This window comes from Pseudonocardia sp. WMMC193 (genome assembly GCF_021728735.1).
GTDB classification, from domain to species: domain Bacteria; phylum Actinomycetota; class Actinomycetes; order Mycobacteriales; family Pseudonocardiaceae; genus Pseudonocardia; species Pseudonocardia oroxyli.
In genome coordinates this window covers 3,933,036-3,949,064 of sequence record NZ_JAKKDO010000003.1, presented here as the reverse complement: position 1 = coordinate 3,949,064, position 16,029 = coordinate 3,933,036, and the positions used below count along the sequence as shown (strand labels likewise).

At 73.1% G+C, this 16,029-nt stretch carries 21 protein-coding genes; 16 read left to right on the top strand and 5 right to left on the bottom strand.

Annotation, left to right across the window (positions count from 1 at the left end; all coding sequences use genetic code 11):
- Positions 1–17 precede the first annotated feature (17 nt).
- From L3X23_RS20470 to L3X23_RS20435, 8 genes are all read left to right on the top strand, one after another.
- Complete coding sequence (locus tag L3X23_RS20470) at positions 18–779, top strand: TIGR00730 family Rossman fold protein (protein WP_093083832.1); 762 nt, start codon at positions 18–20, stop codon at positions 777–779.
- Positions 779–1,324, top strand: a complete 546-nt coding sequence (locus L3X23_RS20465) for a TIGR00730 family Rossman fold protein (RefSeq protein ID WP_237193728.1) — start codon at positions 779–781, stop codon at positions 1,322–1,324. Before L3X23_RS20470 ends, L3X23_RS20465 begins: the two co-directional genes overlap by 1 nt.
- A gap of 47 nt (positions 1,325–1,371) precedes the next feature.
- Positions 1,372–2,184 carry a dihydropteroate synthase gene (folP, locus tag L3X23_RS20460; protein ID WP_237198077.1) on the top strand — a complete coding sequence of 271 codons (813 nt, stop codon included), beginning with the start codon at positions 1,372–1,374 and terminating at the stop codon, positions 2,182–2,184.
- A 189-nt stretch (positions 2,185–2,373) separates the two neighbouring features.
- Positions 2,374–3,327, top strand: coding sequence for a glucosyl-3-phosphoglycerate synthase (locus L3X23_RS20455; protein ID WP_093083838.1), 954 nt, complete (start codon positions 2,374–2,376; stop codon positions 3,325–3,327).
- Between the two features lie 38 nt (positions 3,328–3,365).
- Entirely contained in the window at positions 3,366–3,677 is a 312-nt protein-coding gene (locus L3X23_RS20450; RefSeq protein WP_093083841.1) for a DivIVA domain-containing protein, read from the top strand.
- Positions 3,674–4,168, top strand: coding sequence for an SRPBCC family protein (locus L3X23_RS20445; RefSeq protein ID WP_237193726.1), 495 nt, complete (start codon positions 3,674–3,676; stop codon positions 4,166–4,168). The genes L3X23_RS20450 and L3X23_RS20445 overlap by 4 nt, the downstream gene beginning before the upstream one ends.
- A 10-nt stretch (positions 4,169–4,178) precedes the next feature.
- Positions 4,179–4,721 (top strand): DNA-3-methyladenine glycosylase I, encoded by a 543-nt coding sequence (locus L3X23_RS20440; protein ID WP_237193724.1) that lies wholly within the window; start codon positions 4,179–4,181, stop codon positions 4,719–4,721.
- 171 nt (positions 4,722–4,892) lie between these two features.
- Positions 4,893–5,060, top strand: a complete 168-nt coding sequence (locus tag L3X23_RS20435) for a DUF3117 domain-containing protein (protein ID WP_093083846.1) — start codon at positions 4,893–4,895, stop codon at positions 5,058–5,060.
- 25 nt (positions 5,061–5,085) lie between these two features.
- Here L3X23_RS20435 and L3X23_RS20430 read toward each other — a convergent pair whose 3' ends face one another.
- Positions 5,086–5,253 carry a hypothetical protein gene (locus tag L3X23_RS20430; protein WP_237193722.1) on the bottom strand — a complete coding sequence of 56 codons (168 nt, stop codon included), beginning with the start codon at positions 5,251–5,253 and terminating at the stop codon, positions 5,086–5,088.
- A gap of 94 nt (positions 5,254–5,347) precedes the next feature.
- Here L3X23_RS20430 and L3X23_RS36240 point away from each other — a divergent pair, with 94 nt between their 5' ends.
- Entirely contained in the window at positions 5,348–5,890 is a 543-nt protein-coding gene (locus L3X23_RS36240; protein ID WP_093083849.1) for a CGNR zinc finger domain-containing protein, read from the top strand.
- Here L3X23_RS36240 and glgA read toward each other — a convergent pair.
- The gene (glgA, locus tag L3X23_RS20420) at positions 5,875–7,023 is read right to left on the bottom strand and encodes a glycogen synthase (RefSeq protein ID WP_237193720.1); all 1,149 of its coding nucleotides are present in this window, start codon (positions 7,021–7,023) and stop codon (positions 5,875–5,877) included. The genes L3X23_RS36240 and glgA overlap by 16 nt on opposite strands.
- A gap of 102 nt (positions 7,024–7,125) precedes the next feature.
- On the opposite strand from glgA, the gene glgC reads away from it, so the two are divergent.
- Positions 7,126–8,355 carry a glucose-1-phosphate adenylyltransferase gene (gene glgC / locus L3X23_RS20415; protein WP_374204998.1) on the top strand — a complete coding sequence of 410 codons (1,230 nt, stop codon included), beginning with the start codon at positions 7,126–7,128 and terminating at the stop codon, positions 8,353–8,355.
- On the opposite strand, the gene L3X23_RS20410 is transcribed toward glgC, so the two are convergent.
- Positions 8,356–8,781: an O-methyltransferase gene (locus tag L3X23_RS20410; RefSeq protein ID WP_237193718.1), complete on the bottom strand. Its 426-nt coding sequence runs from the start codon at positions 8,779–8,781 to the stop codon at positions 8,356–8,358.
- A gap of 184 nt (positions 8,782–8,965) precedes the next feature.
- On the opposite strand from L3X23_RS20410, the gene sigE reads away from it, so the two are divergent.
- From sigE to tatB, 4 genes are read left to right on the top strand one after another with little or no spacing between them, the layout of a single operon-like run.
- On the top strand, positions 8,966–9,568 hold the full coding sequence (gene sigE / locus L3X23_RS20405) for an RNA polymerase sigma factor SigE (protein WP_237193717.1): 603 nt from the start codon (positions 8,966–8,968) through the stop codon (positions 9,566–9,568).
- Entirely contained in the window at positions 9,565–10,221 is a 657-nt protein-coding gene (locus L3X23_RS20400) for an anti-sigma factor (protein ID WP_237193716.1), read from the top strand. The genes sigE and L3X23_RS20400 overlap by 4 nt, the downstream gene beginning before the upstream one ends.
- Before the next feature lie 36 nt (positions 10,222–10,257).
- Entirely contained in the window at positions 10,258–11,769 is a 1,512-nt protein-coding gene (locus L3X23_RS20395) for a S1C family serine protease (protein ID WP_237193715.1), read from the top strand.
- A gap of 20 nt (positions 11,770–11,789) precedes the next feature.
- Positions 11,790–12,212, top strand: coding sequence for a Sec-independent protein translocase protein TatB (tatB, locus tag L3X23_RS20390; protein WP_237193714.1), 423 nt, complete (start codon positions 11,790–11,792; stop codon positions 12,210–12,212).
- Positions 12,213–12,244: 32 nt separating this feature from the next.
- Here the strand turns inward: tatB and L3X23_RS20385 are convergent, their stop codons facing one another.
- Both L3X23_RS20385 and L3X23_RS20380 read right to left on the bottom strand, forming a co-directional pair.
- Positions 12,245–13,639, bottom strand: coding sequence for an amidase (locus L3X23_RS20385; protein WP_237193713.1), 1,395 nt, complete (start codon positions 13,637–13,639; stop codon positions 12,245–12,247).
- 34 nt (positions 13,640–13,673) lie between these two features.
- A complete protein-coding gene (locus tag L3X23_RS20380; protein ID WP_237193712.1) occupies positions 13,674–14,633 on the bottom strand; it encodes a D-2-hydroxyacid dehydrogenase in 960 nt (319 codons plus the stop codon).
- 93 nt (positions 14,634–14,726) lie between these two features.
- Here L3X23_RS20380 and L3X23_RS20375 point away from each other — a divergent pair, with 93 nt between their 5' ends.
- The gene (locus L3X23_RS20375; RefSeq protein WP_218129818.1) at positions 14,727–15,224 is read left to right on the top strand and encodes a DUF3830 family protein; all 498 of its coding nucleotides are present in this window, start codon (positions 14,727–14,729) and stop codon (positions 15,222–15,224) included.
- Between the two features lie 11 nt (positions 15,225–15,235).
- Positions 15,236–15,994, top strand: coding sequence for an Asp/Glu racemase (locus L3X23_RS20370; protein ID WP_237193711.1), 759 nt, complete (start codon positions 15,236–15,238; stop codon positions 15,992–15,994).
- Positions 15,995–16,029 lie beyond the last annotated feature (35 nt).

Sequence of the window (16,029 nt, the reverse complement as noted above, 5' to 3'; positions counted from 1 at the left end):
CTCCGTACGCTGCGTCCATGAGCGACAACGGGGGCCGGCCGGACGAGAAGCTGCGCGGTCCGGTCGTGCTGCGGCGCGAGCGCATGATCGAGCCGACCACCACGGACCAGCGGCTGCTCGACGGCCGCGGGCCGCACGACTGGGTGCACACCGACCCGTGGCGGGTCATGCGGATCCAGGCCGAGTTCGTCGAGGGCTTCGGCATGCTGGCCGAGCTGCCGCGCGCCGTCACGGTGTTCGGGTCCGCGCGCACGGCGCGCGACCACCACGAGTACGCCGTGGGCCGGGCGCTGGGCACGGCGCTCGCCGAGGCCGGGTACGCCGTGATCACCGGCGGCGGCCCGGGCGCGATGGAGGCGGTCAACAAGGGCGCGCAGGAGGCGGGCGGGCTGTCCGTCGGCCTGGGCATCGAGCTGCCGTTCGAGCAGGGGCTCAACGACTGGGTCGACCTCGGCATCAACTTCCGCTACTTCTTCGTGCGCAAGACGATGTTCGTGAAGTACTCGCAGGCGTTCGTGTGCCTCCCGGGCGGGTTCGGCACCTTCGACGAGCTGTTCGAGGCCCTCTGCCTGGTCCAGACGAAGAAGGTCACGAAGTTCCCGGTCGTGCTGCTCGGGTCGGAGTACTGGCAGGGGCTCTACGACTGGATCGCCGGGCCGGTCCTCAAGAGCGGCAAGATCAGCGAGAAGGACCTCGACCTGCTGCACGTGACCGACGACGTCGACGACGCCGTCCGCGTGGTGCACAACGCCTACCGGGCCTGGGAGGAGGCGCACTAGTGAACGTCTGCGTGTACTGCGGGAGCTCCGACGGCGTCCCGCAGCGCTACCTCGACCTCGCCACCGAGGTCGGCACGGCGATCGCCGCGCGCGGCTGGGGCCTGGTCTCCGGCGGCGGGCGCAAGTCGATGATGGGCGCCGTCGCCGTGGCCGCGCGCAAGGGCGGGGCCCGCACCGTGGGCGTCATCCCGCGGTCGATGGTCGAGCGCGAGTGGGCCGACCACGACTCGGACGAGCTGCTGGTCACCGAGACGATGCGAGAGCGCAAGGCCCTCATGGAGGCGCACGCCGACGCGTTCCTCGCCCTGCCCGGCGGGATCGGCACGTGCGAGGAGCTGTTCGAGGTCTGGACGGCCGGTTCGCTCGGGCTGCACGACAAACCCGTCGTGGTGCTGGACCCCGACGGGCACTACGCGGGGCTGCTGGACTGGGTCGGCGGGCTCGTGGAGGGCGGGTTCGCCAGCCAGCACTCGCCGCTGGAGCGGCTCGTGGTCGCCCGAACGGTGGAGGAGGCCCTCGACGCCGTGCCACGATCGACGGTGTGAGACTGCGCTTCGGGACCCGGGAGCCCGCGGCCGACCGCGCGCTGGTCATGGCGATCGTCAACCGCACCCCGGACTCGTTCTACGACAAGGGCGCCACGTTCACCGACGCCGCCGCCCTGGCCCGGGTGGACGCGGCGGTCGCCGAGGGCGCGGACATCATCGACATCGGGGGCGTGAAGGCGGGCCCCGGAGCCGAGGTCGACGCGGCCGAGGAGACCCGCCGGGTCGTGCCCTTCGTCGCGGCGGTGCGGGCCCGACACCCGGACGTCGTGATCAGCGTGGACACCTGGCGCGGCGAGGTCGGCCGCGCGGCGGTCGCCGAGGGCGCCGACCTGCTCAACGACACCTGGCAGGGCGCCGACCCGACGCTCGCCGAGGTCGCGGCCGAGAGCGGCGTCGGGATCGTGTGCTCGCACACCGGCGGCGCCGTCCCCCGGCGGCGGCCGCACCGGGTGCGCTACGCCGACGTGGTCGCGGACGTGATCGCGGAGACCACCGCGCAGGCCGAGCGGCTCGTCGCGCTCGGCGTCCCGCGGGAGGGGGTGCTGATCGACCCGACCCACGACTTCGGCAAGAACACCTGGCACGGGCTCGAGCTGCTGCGCCGCTGCGACGAGCTCGTCGCGACCGGCTGGCCGGTCCTCATGGCGTTGTCCAACAAGGATTTCGTCGGGGAGACGCTCGACGCGGCCGTCGGGGAGCGGTTGGAGGGTACCCTCGCGGCCACGGCACTCGCCGCCGCCGCCGGGGCGCGCGTGTTCCGGGTGCACGAGGTCGCGCAGACCCGCCGCGTGCTCGAGATGGTGGCTGCGATCACAGGGACGAGCGTGCCCGCCCGGACCGTGCGAGCCTTGAGCTGAATCACCCGGAAGAATGGTTTAAGCGTCGACATTACGCTCGCCGGGCAACGAATTCGAGGCTCTTCACAGGCCCGTAACCGACTGATACCGCGGCGGTAATCGGAGCCAGAACTAATCGACTCGCGACACTCCGTCGAGTTGACCGACGTCCCCGCGTAGACCACGCCCGAGACCGACCCGAGGAGAACCATGCAGCCCATCACCGAGGACTGGTTCACCCGTCGTACCTGGCAGACGCCGGACTGGACCGTCGAGGACCTCGTCGCCGCGAAACGCGGCCGGAAGGTCTCGGTCGTGCTCCCGGCCCTGAACGAGGAGGCGACGATCGGCGCGATCGTCGCCGGTATCCGGCCTTTCACAGAAGGTGATCGGCCCCTCGTCGACGATCTGTTGGTCATGGACTCCGGATCCACCGACGACACCATTGCGCTCGCGAAGGCGAACGGCGCGCGGGTGGCGCTGCGCGAGGACGTGGTGTCCCACCTGGCGCCGGTGCCCGGCAAGGGCGAGGTGCTGTGGCGCTCGCTCGCGGCCACGGACGGCGACATCATCTGCTTCATCGACTCCGACCTCGTCGACTTCGACCCGACGTTCGTCCCGTCGCTGCTCGGCCCGCTGCTGCTCGAGAGCGGCGTGCACCTGGTCAAGGGCTTCTACCGGCGCCCGCTGCGGCTGGAGGTGAGCGAGGCGGAGTCCCTGGAGCACGGCGGCGGCAGGGTCACCGAGCTCGTCGCCCGGCCGCTGCTCTCGGCCCTGCGCCCCGAGCTCGCGGGCATCGTGCAGCCGCTCGGCGGCGAGTACGCGGGCACCCGCGAGCTCCTGGAGTCGGTGCCGTTCGCCACGAGCTACGGTGTCGAGATCGGCCTGCTGCTCGACACGGTGAAGGACTTCGGGCTGGACGCGATCGCCCAGGTCAACCTGGGTGTGCGCAAGCACCGCAACCGCAACCTGATGGACCTCGGGGTGATGTCGCGGCAGATCACCGCCACGGCGCTGCGCCGCGCGGGGCTGCCGGACACCGGCGCCGCGCTCACCCAGTTCGTGCAGGTCGGCGGCGAGTGGGTGCCGAACTCCCGGGAGCTGGACCCCACCGAGCGTCCGCCCATGCGGGAGATGCTGCCCGCGCGCAAAGAGGTGGCGTGAGTTAGCGCGGTCCCCGCGGCACGTGGTGTGATGCCGCCGTGGGGACCGCGCTGATCTACCTGCTCGTCGTCGCGGTGGTGGCGGCGCTCGTGTTCCTGCTCGCCAGCCTGGTGTTCGGGCGGGGGGAGGAGCTCGCGCCGCTCGCACCCGACGCGACCCCCACCCGGCTGCCCTCCGGCCGGGTGCGCGGCGAGGACGTCCGCGCCCTGCGGTTCCGCCAGGTCGTGCGCGGGTACCGGATGGGTGAGGTGGACTGGGTCCTGGACCGGCTCGCCGAGGAGCTGGACACCGTGACCACCGAGCGGGACGCGCTCGCGGCACGGCTGCAGGAGCGGGAGGCGGACCGGTGAGAGCGGTGCGCGAGCTCGTCGTGGCGGAGGACGTGGCCGCGCCCGCGTCCGCCGTCTGGGACCTCGTGACGGACTGGGAACGCCAGGGCGAGTGGATCCTGTTCACCCGGGTGCGGGTCGTCGCCGGGGACGGCCGCTCGGCGGGGTCCGTCGTCGTGGCGGTGACCGGGATCGGCGACCTCGGCGTGGTCGACACCTTCACCGTGACCGGCTACGACGAGGCGGCCCGCCGGGTCGACGTCCGGCACACCGGTCTCGTGGTCACCGGGGACAGCTCGTTCGTCGTCACCGAGACCGGCCCCACGAGCTGCCGGTTCACCTGGACCGAGGGCCTGGAGCTGCCGTTCGGCAGGCTGGGTGCGCTCGGCTGGCCCGTGCTCAGGCCCGTGATGGCGGCCGGGTTCGGCGCGTCCGTCCGGCGGCTGGGCAGGCTCGCGGAGGCCGAGTTCTCCGGGTCCCGCGCAGCGGGAACCGTCGGGGGTGCTCGGTAGCCTCCCGCTCGTGAACCGTTGCGCCTGGGCCGAGTCCACGCCGGACTACACGGCGTACCACGACGAGGAGTGGGGTCGTCCGCTGCGCGGCGAGCGGAACCTGTTCGAGCGGATGTCCCTCGAGGCCTTCCAGTCCGGGTTGTCCTGGCTGACCATCCTGCGCAAGCGGGAGAACTTCCGGGCCGCCTTCGCGGACTTCGAGCCGGAGAAGGTGGCCGCCTTCGGCGCGGCCGACCGCGCGAGGCTGATGGCGGACGCGGGGATCGTGCGCAACAACCTGAAGGTGGACGCCACGATCGCGAACGCCCGCGCCGTCCTGGAGCTCGACGTTCCGCTGGACGACCTGCTGTGGTCCTTCGCCCCCGAGACGCACGTGCGCCCGGCCACGCTCGCGGACGTGCCCGCCACCACCGCGGAGTCCAAGGCCATGGCCAAGGAGCTCAAGCGGCGGGGGTTCCGGTTCGTCGGACCGACGACGTGCTACGCCCTGATGCAGGCCGTCGGCATCGTGGACGACCACGTCGCGACGTGTTTCCGGTCCATCCCGGACTGACCGGGAAGAGCGGGTGACAGGGCGGTTGCGCTGCGTGAACGTCACCCCGTTGATCGCTCCGGTTTCGTGTCGAGATCGGCGATGGGGAAGAATGGTGCCCACCATCCCGCCTGTGCGCGCTCCCCAGCGCATCGGCGCCCTGCACGACATGACAGACGGAGGGAGCAGGACATGGCGGCGATGAAGCCCCGGACCGGCGACGGGCCCCTGGAAGTGACCAAGGAGGGTCGGGGCATCGTGATGCGGGTGCCGCTCGAGGGCGGCGGCAGGCTCGTCGTCGAGATGACCCCGGACGAGGCCGAGGCGCTCGGCGAGGCGCTCAAGGGCGTCACGGGCTGACGGCCCCGCGCGCGGCCCGCCCGGCTCAGGCGCGGGCCGCGTGCACCCCGGTCGGCCGGGTGTCGAGCGTCAGCAGCTCGATGGACACGCCGCCGCACGCGCACCTCTTGTAGCGCACCCATCCCTCCGAGGTGTGGTGGGTCGAGAGGGTCCGTGCCTCGGACATCGACTGGTCGCACTGTGCGCAGCGCATCGCTTCTCCTTCTCCGCTCGTCGTCATCGAGCCCTGTAATATGTGTTCTGTTGTGAGACCTTACGTATGACAGGGTAGCAGGAGTAATAGGTCAGTGGACTTCATCGGTTACCGAAGTGATGCACTCGGTGCTGCCGTCGCTCTCGTGAACACCGTGACCGCGGCCAAGGCGGGGGACGTGCCCGCGCCGGACCAGCTGCGACAGGTGCTGGTCGAGCACGGCTACCTGGCGGGCCGCGCCCCGGCCTCGGCCGAACCCGCGCTGCGCGGGTGGGCGGGCAGGCTCCGCACGGTCTTCGACGCCGAGGACCTCGACACCGCCGCCGCGGCCGTCAACGCGCTGCTCTCGGACGTCGAGATCGGCCCGCACCTGACCCGCCACGACGGGCAGGGCTGGCACCTGCACTACTCGCCCCCGGACGCCGCCGTGCTGGACCGGGTCCGGTCGACGACGGCGTTCGCGCTGGCCATGCTCGTGTCCGAGTACGGCCTGGACCGGCACGGCCGCTGCGCCGCGGACGGCTGCGAACGGGTCTTCGCGGACACCTCGCGCAACGCCGCCCGCCGGTACTGCTCACCCGCCTGCGCCAACCGCTCCGCGGTCGCCGCCCACCGGGCGCGTCAGAGGGCCCGGTAGATCTCCACGGTCTTCTCGGCCGCGGCCTGCCAGGCGAACTCCCGCACCGCGCGCTCGCGACCCGCGGCGCCCATGGCCGCGGCCCGGGCCGGGTCGGCGAGCACGGCGTCGACCGCCTGCGCGAGGCCCGCCTGGAAGGCGGCGGTGTCCGCGGCGTCGTAGTGCACGAGGATGCCGGTCACACCGTCCTCGACCACCTCGGGGATCCCGCCGACGTCCGAGGCCACGACGGCCGTGCCGCACGCCATCGCCTCGAGGTTCACGATCCCCAACGGTTCGTACACGCTCGGGCACACGAACACGGTCGCGGCCGACAGCAGCTGCCGGACCTCCGCGGTCCCGAGCATCTTCCGCACCCAGATCACGCCGGGCCGGGCCGCGGCGAGCTCGGTGACCGCCTTCTCGGTCTCCTCCGCGATCTCGGGGGTGTCCGGGGCGCCCGCGCAGAGCACGATCTGGGCCTCCGGCGAGATGGCGTGCGCGGCGGCGATCAGGTGCCCGACACCCTTCTGCCGGGTGATCCGCCCGACGAACACCACGCTCGGCCGGTCCGGGTCCACCCCGTTGGCGAGCAGCGCCTCGCGCCCGGGGTCGGGGCGGTAGAAGTCCGTGTCGATCCCGTTGTGCACCACGTGGACGCGCGCCGGGTCGAGCGCCGGGTAGCAGTCCAGGACGTCGGTGCGCATGCCCTGACTGACGGCGATCACCGCGTCCGCGGCCTCGTAGGCCGTCTTCTCCACCCACGAGGAGAGCCGGTACCCGCCGCCGAGCTGCTCGGCCTTCCACGGGCGGCGCGGCTCCAGCGAGTGCGCGGTGACCACGTGCGGGATGTCGTAGAGGGTCTTCGCCAGGTGGCCCGCCATGTTGGCGTACCAGGTGTGGGAGTGCGCGAGGGTGGCCTCCCCGAGCCCGGCGACCATGGTCAGGTCGGTGCCCAGGGTCTGCAGCGCCGGGTTCGCGGCGGCCAGCCCACCGGGCGTCGGATAGGTGTGGGCGCCCTCTCGGGGCGCGCCGAAGCAGTGCACGTCCACCTCGACCAGCGCCCGCAGCGCGGGGACGAGGTGGGCGACGTGGACGCCTGCCCCGCCGTAGACCTCCGGCGGGTACTCCCGAGTCAGCAGACCGATGCGCACGCGGGCACACGCTATCGGCGATCGGCTCGCTACACACCACGTGCCTCATATGGCCGCGACCACGCGAACCCCACTAGGGTTGGCGCCGTGACCTCCTCGCGGATGCTGGGCCCGGGCGGCATGCCCGCGAACGTCCTGGGCATCGTCCTGGCGGGCGGCGAGGGCAAGCGACTCTGGCCCCTCACCGCGGACCGGGCGAAGCCCGCGGTGCCGTTCGGCGGCAACTACCGACTCATCGACTTCGTGCTGTCCAACCTGGTGAACGCGGGCGTGCACCAGATCTGTGTGCTGACGCAGTACAAGTCGCACTCGCTGGACCGGCACATCTCCACCACCTGGCGGCTGTCCAGCGTGCTGGGGCAGTACATCACCACCGTCCCGGCGCAGCAGCGGCTCGGCCGCCGCTGGTACACCGGCTCGGCGGACGCGATCTTCCAGAGCCTCAACCTGGTCTACGACGAGAAGCCGGACTACATCGCGGTCTTCGGCGCCGACCACGTCTACCGCATGGATCCGAGCCAGATGATCGCGCAGCACGTCGCGACCGGCGCGGGCGTGACCGTCGCCGGCATCCGGGTGCCGCGGGTCGAGGCGAAGGCCTTCGGGTGCATCGACTCGGACGAGTCCGGCAAGATCGTCGGCTTCCTGGAGAAGCCCTCGGACCCGCCCGCGGTGCCGGACGACCCCGAGGTCACGTTCGCCTCGATGGGCAACTACGTGTTCACCACGGACGCCCTGGTCGACGCCCTGCGCGCGGACGCGGAGGACGGCGACTCCGACCACGACATGGGCGGCGACATCATCCCGCGCATGGTCAAGGACGGGGACGCGCACGTCTACGACTTCGCCGACAACATCGTGCCCGGGGCCACGGACCGGGACTCCGGCTACTGGCGAGACGTCGGCACGATCGACGCCTACTACGACTCGCACACCGACCTGGTGAGCATCCACCCGATCTTCAACCTCTACAACATGCGCTGGCCCATCCGCACGGCCACGCCGCCGCTGCCGCCCGCGAAGTTCGTCGACGGGGGCATCGCACAGGACTCGATCGTCGGCGCCGGCACGATCATCTCCGGCGCCATCGTGCGCCGGTCCACGATCAGCCCCGGGGTGACGGTGCAGAACGGCGCCGAGGTGTCGGACTCCGTGGTCCTGCCGGGGGCGCGGATCGGGCGCGGGGCCGTGGTGCGCCGCGCGATCCTGGACAAGAACGTCGTGGTGCCGGACGGTGCGCTGATCGGCGTGGACCTGGCGCTGGACCGGGCCCGCTACACGGTCAGCCCGGGCGGCGTGGTCGTCCTGGGCAAGGGCGTCACCGCGCTCTGATCAGGGGGTTCGCGTCGCGAGCAGCATCCCGTCGGGGAGGACGGTGGCGACCCACCGTTCGTCGTCCTCCTCGACGGTGCCGCCCGCCAGCGCGACCATCCCGCCCGGTCGCAGGAGCCGGGCCGCCTCGGCGAGGTGGTCGACCTCCGCGGCGTGGGCGACGACCAGGTCGTACCCGCCGTCGGTCAGCCGCGGGAGCACCTCGGACGCCAGCCCGTTGATCAGCCGGAACCGGCCGGGGGCGTGCCCGGCGTCGAGGAAGACGCGGCGCGCGGCCCGCTGGACCTCGGGGTCGACGTCGATCGTGGTGAGCGTGCCGTCCGCCGCCATGCCGCTCAACAGAGCCAGTCCGGTGGCGCCGGAGCCGGTGCCGATCTCCACGACGGCGCGGGCGCAGGTCGTCGCGGCCAGGAACCGGAGCAGCATAGATCGAGAACATACTGGTTCACAGGTTCTTCTCAGACGACTATCACGCTCCTGTCACGGGGGTCCGTCATCGTGATGGTCGTGGGAGCGGGGTCGTCGCACCCACGCCGGGGCCGGGAACCAACCCCGCCGGCCCGACGTTGAACCGGACGGCACGACCCGCCGCAGGAGGTGCGCTCCCCCCATGACGAGCCGACCGGCCACAGTGGGCTTCGACGAGTCGAAGCCCGCGGAGGTGTCCGACTGGACGCCGCCGAGCTGGGACGAGGTCGTCCGGGAGCACGCGGACCGGGTCTACCGGCTCGCCTACCGGCTCACGGGCAACCCGCACGACGCCGAGGACCTCACCCAGGAGACCTTCATCCGGGTCTTCCGGTCCCTGGCCAACTACCGCCCCGGCACCTTCGAGGGGTGGCTGCACCGCATCACCACGAACCTCTTCCTGGACATGGTCCGCCGCCGCGCCCGGCTGCGCATGGAGGGCCTGCCCGAGGACACCGACCGGCTGCCCGGCGGCGGCCCGGAGCCGGAGGAGGTCTTCTCCGCGACCCACCTCGACCCGACCCTGCAGGCCGCGCTCGACGAGCTGGCCCCGGAGTTCCGGGCCGCGGTCGTGCTGTGTGACGTGGAGGGGCTCTCGTACGAGGAGATCGGCGCCACCCTCGGGGTGAAGCTGGGTACGGTGAGAAGCAGGATCCACCGGGGCCGCGCCGCGCTGCGTCAGGCGATCGAGCGGCAACGCGCCCTGGAGGGTGACGGTTCGCACGAGGAGGTAGCGGTCGCATGACCGACGGGCTGCGTGGCTCTCGGAGGTTCGGGCGGGACTGGGGCATCGACCATCTGTCGCTGGACGCGGTGGTCGCCTACGTCGACGACGAACTGTCCGCCGCCGCGCACACCCGTGCCGAGCAGCACCTCGCGGACTGCGGGGAGTGCTCGGCCGAGGTCGTGGCGCAGCGGCAGGTGCGGTCCGCGTTGCGGGCCGCGGACGAGCCGCGGGTGCCGGACTGGCTGCGGACCAAGCTCGGCTCCATCCCCCAGGACACGGACCTGCCCGGTCCGCCGCCCGGCCTGGCCGTCACGGCCGAGGGCGAGCTGGTGTCGGTGCTGCGCCCGGAGGCCCTGAGCCCGCAGGCCCTGGTGGCCCCCGCCGGACTGGACGCCGCGCACACCGTTCCCGTCCAGTCCCGGCGCCGCACGCGGGTCGGGGTCACGGCGGTGTCCGGGCTCGCGCTCGGCGCGCTGGCGTTCGTCGGGTTGCCGTCGGCGACCTCGAGCACCCCGCCCGCCCAGCCGGACCGCGGAGTCCTCGGCGGCCCCGTCCTGGGTACGCCGAACGCGGGCACCGCCCGGCTCAACACCGGCCCCACGGTGCAGCCCGCCGCGGTCCGCAGCACCCCGACCCCCACGCCGTCGCCCACCCGGGTGCCGGAGAGGTAGACGGGGACTTCACCCCTCGTCCGGCAGGATCGTCCCGTGTCCGACGCCCAGGACCCGGCCGACCGGGACGCCCCGCCCCGGCTGGGGCCCCGCGGCCTCGACCGCCCGCCGGTGGATCCCGAGGCGGCCTCGGTGTTCGGGCGTCCGGAGGGTGTCGACGGGGCGTTCGGTGACCGCGCGACCTCACCGAACGGCTCCCGCACCCGCCTCGCCCCGGCACCCACCGCGGCGCTGGCCGGCGCGTTCGGCCGGGCCGAGGGATCGACCGGGCCCGCGCTGCAGCGCCCACCCGAGACCGGCGGCCCGCGCCACCCGGACGAGGATGCCTTCTGGGACGGCGACACCCCCGCCCGGGAGGACCCCTGGCGCCGCCCGGAGACCGGTGTCGAGCTGGGCCCGCCGCCCGTCGCCGACCGGCCACCGGTGTCCGCACCGGTGCCCGGCCCCCGGCTGTCCGTGCGCGAGGTGCTGTTCGGCGGGCGGGTGCAGCCGCGGGCGCTGGTCGTGCTCGGGCTGATCGCCCTGCTCGTCGGCGCGGTGGGCGGGATGGTCGGGCGCTACACCGTGGAGGGGGCGAACTCGCTGACCGATCCGGGGGCCACGCTCGCGGAGGTGAGCGAGGCCAAGGAGCGCCCGCCGGGGTCCGTCGCGGACGTCGCGGCCCGGGTGCTGCCCGCCGTCGTGTCGATCGACGTCAAGGTGGGGGACCAGGGCGGCACCGGCTCCGGCGTCGTGATCGACCCCGCCGGGTACGTGCTGACCAACAACCACGTCATCGCGCCCGCCGCGAACACGCCGAACGGCACCGTCCAGGCCGTGTTCAACGACGGCACCCGGGTGCCCGCGGCGGTCGTCGGGCGGGACCCCAAGACCGATCTCGCGGTGCTGAAGGTGCAGGTCACCAACCCGACCGTGGCCCAGTTCGGCAGCCGCGGCGGGCTCGCCGTCGGCGACTCGGTGATCGCGATCGGCTCGCCGCTGGGGCTCGCGGGCACGGTGACCACCGGGATCGTCAGCGCGCTGGACCGCCCCGTCCGGCTCGACGGTCAGGGCGACGACATCGCCGTCATCGACGCGGTGCAGACGGACGCGGCGATCAACCCCGGCAACTCCGGCGGGGCGCTGGTGGACGCGACCGGCGCCGTCGTCGGGATCAACACGGCCATCCGCAGCCTCTCCGGCGGGCAGGACGAGGGCGGGTCGATCGGCCTCGGCTTCGCCATCCCCATCGACGACGCCCGTGGCATCGCCGAGGAGCTGATCCGCACCGGGACGGTCACCCACGCCGACCTGGGCGTGAACGCCCGCTCGGTCACCGACGGCAGCGCGGACGGAGCCCAGGTCCAGAACGTCGTCGCGGGGGGTCCCGCCGCGCAGGCCGGGATCCTGGAGGGGGACGTGCTGGTGAAGGTGCGGGACCGGACGATCGCCGGGGCGGACGAGCTGATCGTGGCGGTGCGCGAGGGCGAGCCGGGCGAGGCGGTGCCCGTGGAGCTCATCCGGGACGGACGTCCGCTCACCGTGACCGTCACACTGGGCTCGGACTGAGACCCGGCTAGGCTGGCGCCGTGTTCGACAGTGTGGGCTGGGGGGAGATCCTGGTCATCGTGGTGGCCGGGCTGTTCATCCTCGGCCCCGAGCGGCTGCCCTCGGCCGCCGCGTGGCTGGGCAAGACCATCCGCCAGGTCCGCGAGTACGCGACCGGCGCGCAGACCAAGCTCCGGGACGAGATGGGGCCGGAGTTCGAGGAGCTGCGCAAGCCGCTGCAGGACCTGCAGAGCCTGCGGAACTTCAACCCCCGCACCGCCGTCCGCCGCACCCTGTTCGACGGGGACGCCGACCCCTTGGGCCTCAACGCCCTGAAGAACAACGGCAACGGCACGAACGGCACCCACGGCTCGTCGACTCCGCCGGCCGCCCCGCCCGCGTCGAGACCGGTCGAACGCCTGGCCCCCGACGAGCGCCCCCCGATCGACCCCGACGCCACCTGACCCCGCCGCACGCGTGCGGCGGGGTCAGGGGTTCAGCGGAGCAGGGTCGGGACGGCCTTGTGATGCTCCGTGGCCTGCTCGAAGGCGTGCGCCGCGGCCAGGACCCGGCCGTCCGCGTGGCGCGGGCCCACGATCTGCAGGCTCACCGGCAGCCCGTCGCCGGTGAGGCCGCACGGGACGCTCGCCGCCGGCTGCTGGGTCATGTTGAAGGGGTAGGTGAAGGGCGTCCAGCTCGTCCACCGGCCCTGGCCGGACGGGGTCTCGAGGCCGCCGTCGAAGGCGGGGATCGGCAGCGTCGGGGTCAGCAGCAGGTCGAACTCGCGGTGGAAGGCGCCCATCTGCGAGCCCATGTCGTTGCGCACCGCCATGGCGCCGAGGAAGTCCGTGGCCGAGTAGGTCGCGCCGAGCTCGGCCACCTCGACCAGACCCGGGTCCATCCGCTCGCGCTGGGCGGCCGAGTACGGCTCGAGGCACTTCGCGGCGCCCGCGAACCACAGCACGTGGAAGGGCTCGACGCAGTCGGCGAAACCGGGATCGGCCCGCTCGACGACCGCCCCGAGCCGGGCGAACACCTCCGCGGCGGCCTCGAAGGCCGCCTTCACGTCCGGGTGCACGTCGACGTAGCCGAGGGTGGGGCTGACCGCGATGCGCAGCCCGGCGACGCCCTCGACCGCCTGCTCGGCGAACGAGCGGGGCGGGGTGTCGAGGAGCCAGGGGTCCCGGGCGTCGAACCCGGCGATCACGTCGAGGAGCAGCGCCGAGTCCAGGGCGGTGCGGGTCATCGGGCCCACGTGCGCGAGGGTGCCGAACGGGCTGCCGGGGTGGTGCGCGACGCGACCGTAGGTCGACTTGTGCGCGACCGTCCCGGTGAACGCCGCGGGGATCCGGACCGAGCCGCCCGCGTCCGTGCCCAGCGACAGCGCGCCCATGCCCAGGCCCACCGCCGCGGCGGACCCGCCGGACGAGCCGCCCGCGGTCTTCGTGGGGTCCCACGGGTTGGTGGTGACCCCCCAGCGCGGCGAGTCGGTGACGCCCTTCCACGCGTACTCCGGCGTGGTCACCTTGCCGAGCAGCACCGCGCCCGCCTCCCGGACCCGCGCGACCGGCGGGCCGTCGACGTCGAACGGCTCGGGCTGCTCGGCCACCCACGAGCCGCGGGTGGTCGGCCAGCCCCGGGTGAGCAGGATGTCCTTGATCGAGGTGGGCACGCCGTCGAGCGGGCCGACGGGGGTGCCCGCCTTCCAGCGCTCCGCGGACCCACGCGCGCTCGCCAGCGCGGAGTCCGCGTCGACCAGGGTGAACGCGTGGACGGCCGAGTCGTACTCCTCGATGCGGTCGAGCGCGTCCTGCGTGGCCTGGACCGGCGAGATCTCCCCTTTCTCGTACCCGGCGAGCAGCTCGGTGGCGGAGAGGTCAGCGGTGCTCATCTCGCCTCCACGGGAGAGAGTGTGTCGGCGGTGGTCACGAGGAGGCACCCTTCACATAGCCGAGGGACTTGTCGACGACGTTGGCCAGCGGTTCGCCCGCCCGGAAGCGGGCCAGGTTGGCCAGGAACTGATCCTGCAGCGTGGCGCGCCAGCCCGCGACGTCACCGGACATGTGCGGCGTGACGAGCACGTTCTCCATCGTCCACAGCGGCGAGTCGGCGGGCAGCGGCTCGACCTCGAAGACGTCGAGCGCGGCGCCCGCGATCCGGCCCTCGGTCAGCGCGGCGACCAGGTCCGGCTCCACGACCAGCCCGCCGCGGCCCACGTTGACGACGCGGGCGTGGTCCGGCAGCAGGTCCAGCGCGGCCTTGTCGAGCAGGCCGCGGGTGGTGTCGGTGAGCGGGGCGGCGAGGACCAGCCAGTCCGCGGTCGGGAGCAGCGAGGACAGCTCGTCGAAGGCGTGCACCCCCGCGGCGGCCCGGCGCCCGACGAGCTCGACGGTCAGCCCGATCGCCCGCAGCATGTCCGCCACGGCCCGCCCGATCGGCCCACTGCCGACGACGACGGCGGTGCGGCCCGCGACCGTCGTCGTCTCCCGGTGGCGCCACTCGCCGCGCGCCTGCAGCCGCAGCGAGCCGGGCAGGTCCTTGGCGAAGGCGAGCACCACGCCGGTGACGAACTCGGCGATCGGCCGGTCGAACACCCCGCGCGCGTTCGTGAGCTGCGCGGGGTGGGCCTGCAGTTCGGGGAAGGTGACCTTGTCCACGCCCGCGCTGGCGGTGTGCACCCAGCGCACCCGGCTGGTGTCGGCCGCGCGCCAGGCCGCGGGCACGGCGTGGGAGAGGAAGTCCCAGACCAGCAGGACGTCCGCGCCGGACAGGGCGTCCGCGAGGTCGGCGTCATCTGCAAGGCGCACCTCGACGTCGCCCAGATCGCCGGGTGGGTCTTCCCCCGCCAACACGGCGACAACGGGCTGACCAGGCGAAACCGGCACGCGGAAGATCCTCTCGGCAGGGCTGGCGATGTTTGACACGCTAGGAACCGGCCGTAGGATTGTCAACAATCCTCCGATCGCTAGGGAGTGGCAGTGCCGAAGCTCATCCGGATCACCCTCGAACGCCGCGGCGTCTCGTGCGTCGCCGAGCTGCTCGAGAAGGAGGCGCCGCGCACCGCCGCCGCGGTCTGGGAGGCCCTCGGCGAGGGCCCGCTCGGCGGGCCCGCGCAGCACGCCAAGTACGCCCGCAACGAGGTGTACTCGATCGTCCGGCGGTTCGGCCCGACGATCGGCCAGGAGAACCCGACGGTCACCCCCATCCCGGGGGACGTCTGCTACTTCGACTTCCACGGCGGCATGCTGGACGCCTCCTTCAAGGAGGACCAGGACATCGACCAGGCCGAGGGCGGCATCGACCTGGCCGTCTTCTACGGCCGCAACAACCTGCTGCTCAACGGGGACGTCGGCTGGGTGCCGGGGAACGTCTACGCGACCATCGTGGAGAATCTCCCCGCCATGGCGGAGGCCTGCCACGACGTGTGGCGCTCCGGCAGCGTGGGGGAGCGGCTCGTCTACGAGCGCGTGGAGTAGGAGGGCCCGTCGTGCCCGCTGAACTGTCCGTGGGACGCGCCGAGGAGTCCGATGCGCCGGGGGTCGGCGTCGTCGCCCCGTTCGACTTCGCGCTGGACCGCGAACTCTGGCGCTGGGCGCCCGAGGACGTGTCGCTCTACCTCACCCGGCTGCCCTTCTTCACCACCCCGGTCACCGTCGAGATGGCGGTCGCCGTCGCCGACCGCCGGGCCGTGCGCCGCGCCACCCGGGACGTGCTGACGCCGCGGCCCGGGGTCGTGACGTTCGCGTGCACCTCGGGCAGCTTCGTGTCCGGGGTGACCGGCGAGGCCGTGCTGACCCGGACGATGTGCGAGGCGGGCGCGCCCGTCGCCACCACGACGAGTGGGGCGCTGGTCGAGGCCCTGCACCTGCTCGGTGTCCGGCGGCTCGCGATCGCCACGCCCTACATCCAGCCCGTGACGGACCGGCTGGTGACCTTCCTCGCCGACAGCGGCGTGGAGACGGTGGCGAGCGAGGGGCTCGGGCTGCTCGGCAACATCTGGCGGGTCGGGTACGAGCAGGTCGTGGACATCGTCCGCGCGGTGGACCGCCCGGAGGCGGACGCGTTGTTCATCAGCTGCACGAACCTGCCGACCTACGACATCGTCGAGCCGCTCGAGCAGGCGCTCGGCAAGCCGGTGATCACCGCGAACCAGGTCACGATGTGGGCGTCGCTGCGGGCGCTCGGCCGCTACGCGGTGGGCGGGGGTGCGCTGCTCGGCGTGCCCCTCCCGCTGCCCGTCGCCTAGTGCCCCGCCGCGGGAGTCGGGTGTCGAACCTTCTG

Bases quoted from the DNA above. Each gene is read 5' to 3' on its own strand.
- sigE (WP_237193717.1), top strand. From the start codon at position 8,966: ATGACGAGCCGACCGGCCACAGTGGGCTTCGACGAGTCGAAGCCCGCG.
- L3X23_RS20430 (WP_237193722.1), bottom strand. From the start codon at position 5,253: ATGCGCTGCGCACAGTGCGACCAGTCGATGTCCGAGGCACGGACCCTC.
- L3X23_RS20400 (WP_237193716.1), top strand. From the start codon at position 9,565: ATGACCGACGGGCTGCGTGGCTCTCGGAGGTTCGGGCGGGACTGGGGC.
- folP (WP_237198077.1), top strand. From the start codon at position 1,372: ATGGCGATCGTCAACCGCACCCCGGACTCGTTCTACGACAAGGGCGCC.
- L3X23_RS20410 (WP_237193718.1), bottom strand. From the start codon at position 8,781: ATGCTGCTCCGGTTCCTGGCCGCGACGACCTGCGCCCGCGCCGTCGTG.
- L3X23_RS20435 (WP_093083846.1), top strand. From the start codon at position 4,893: ATGGCGGCGATGAAGCCCCGGACCGGCGACGGGCCCCTGGAAGTGACC.
- L3X23_RS20470 (WP_093083832.1), top strand. From the start codon at position 18: ATGAGCGACAACGGGGGCCGGCCGGACGAGAAGCTGCGCGGTCCGGTC.
- L3X23_RS20455 (WP_093083838.1), top strand. From the start codon at position 2,374: ATGCAGCCCATCACCGAGGACTGGTTCACCCGTCGTACCTGGCAGACG.
- glgC (WP_374204998.1), top strand. From the start codon at position 7,126: ATGCTGGGCCCGGGCGGCATGCCCGCGAACGTCCTGGGCATCGTCCTG.
- L3X23_RS20385 (WP_237193713.1), bottom strand. From the start codon at position 13,639: ATGAGCACCGCTGACCTCTCCGCCACCGAGCTGCTCGCCGGGTACGAG.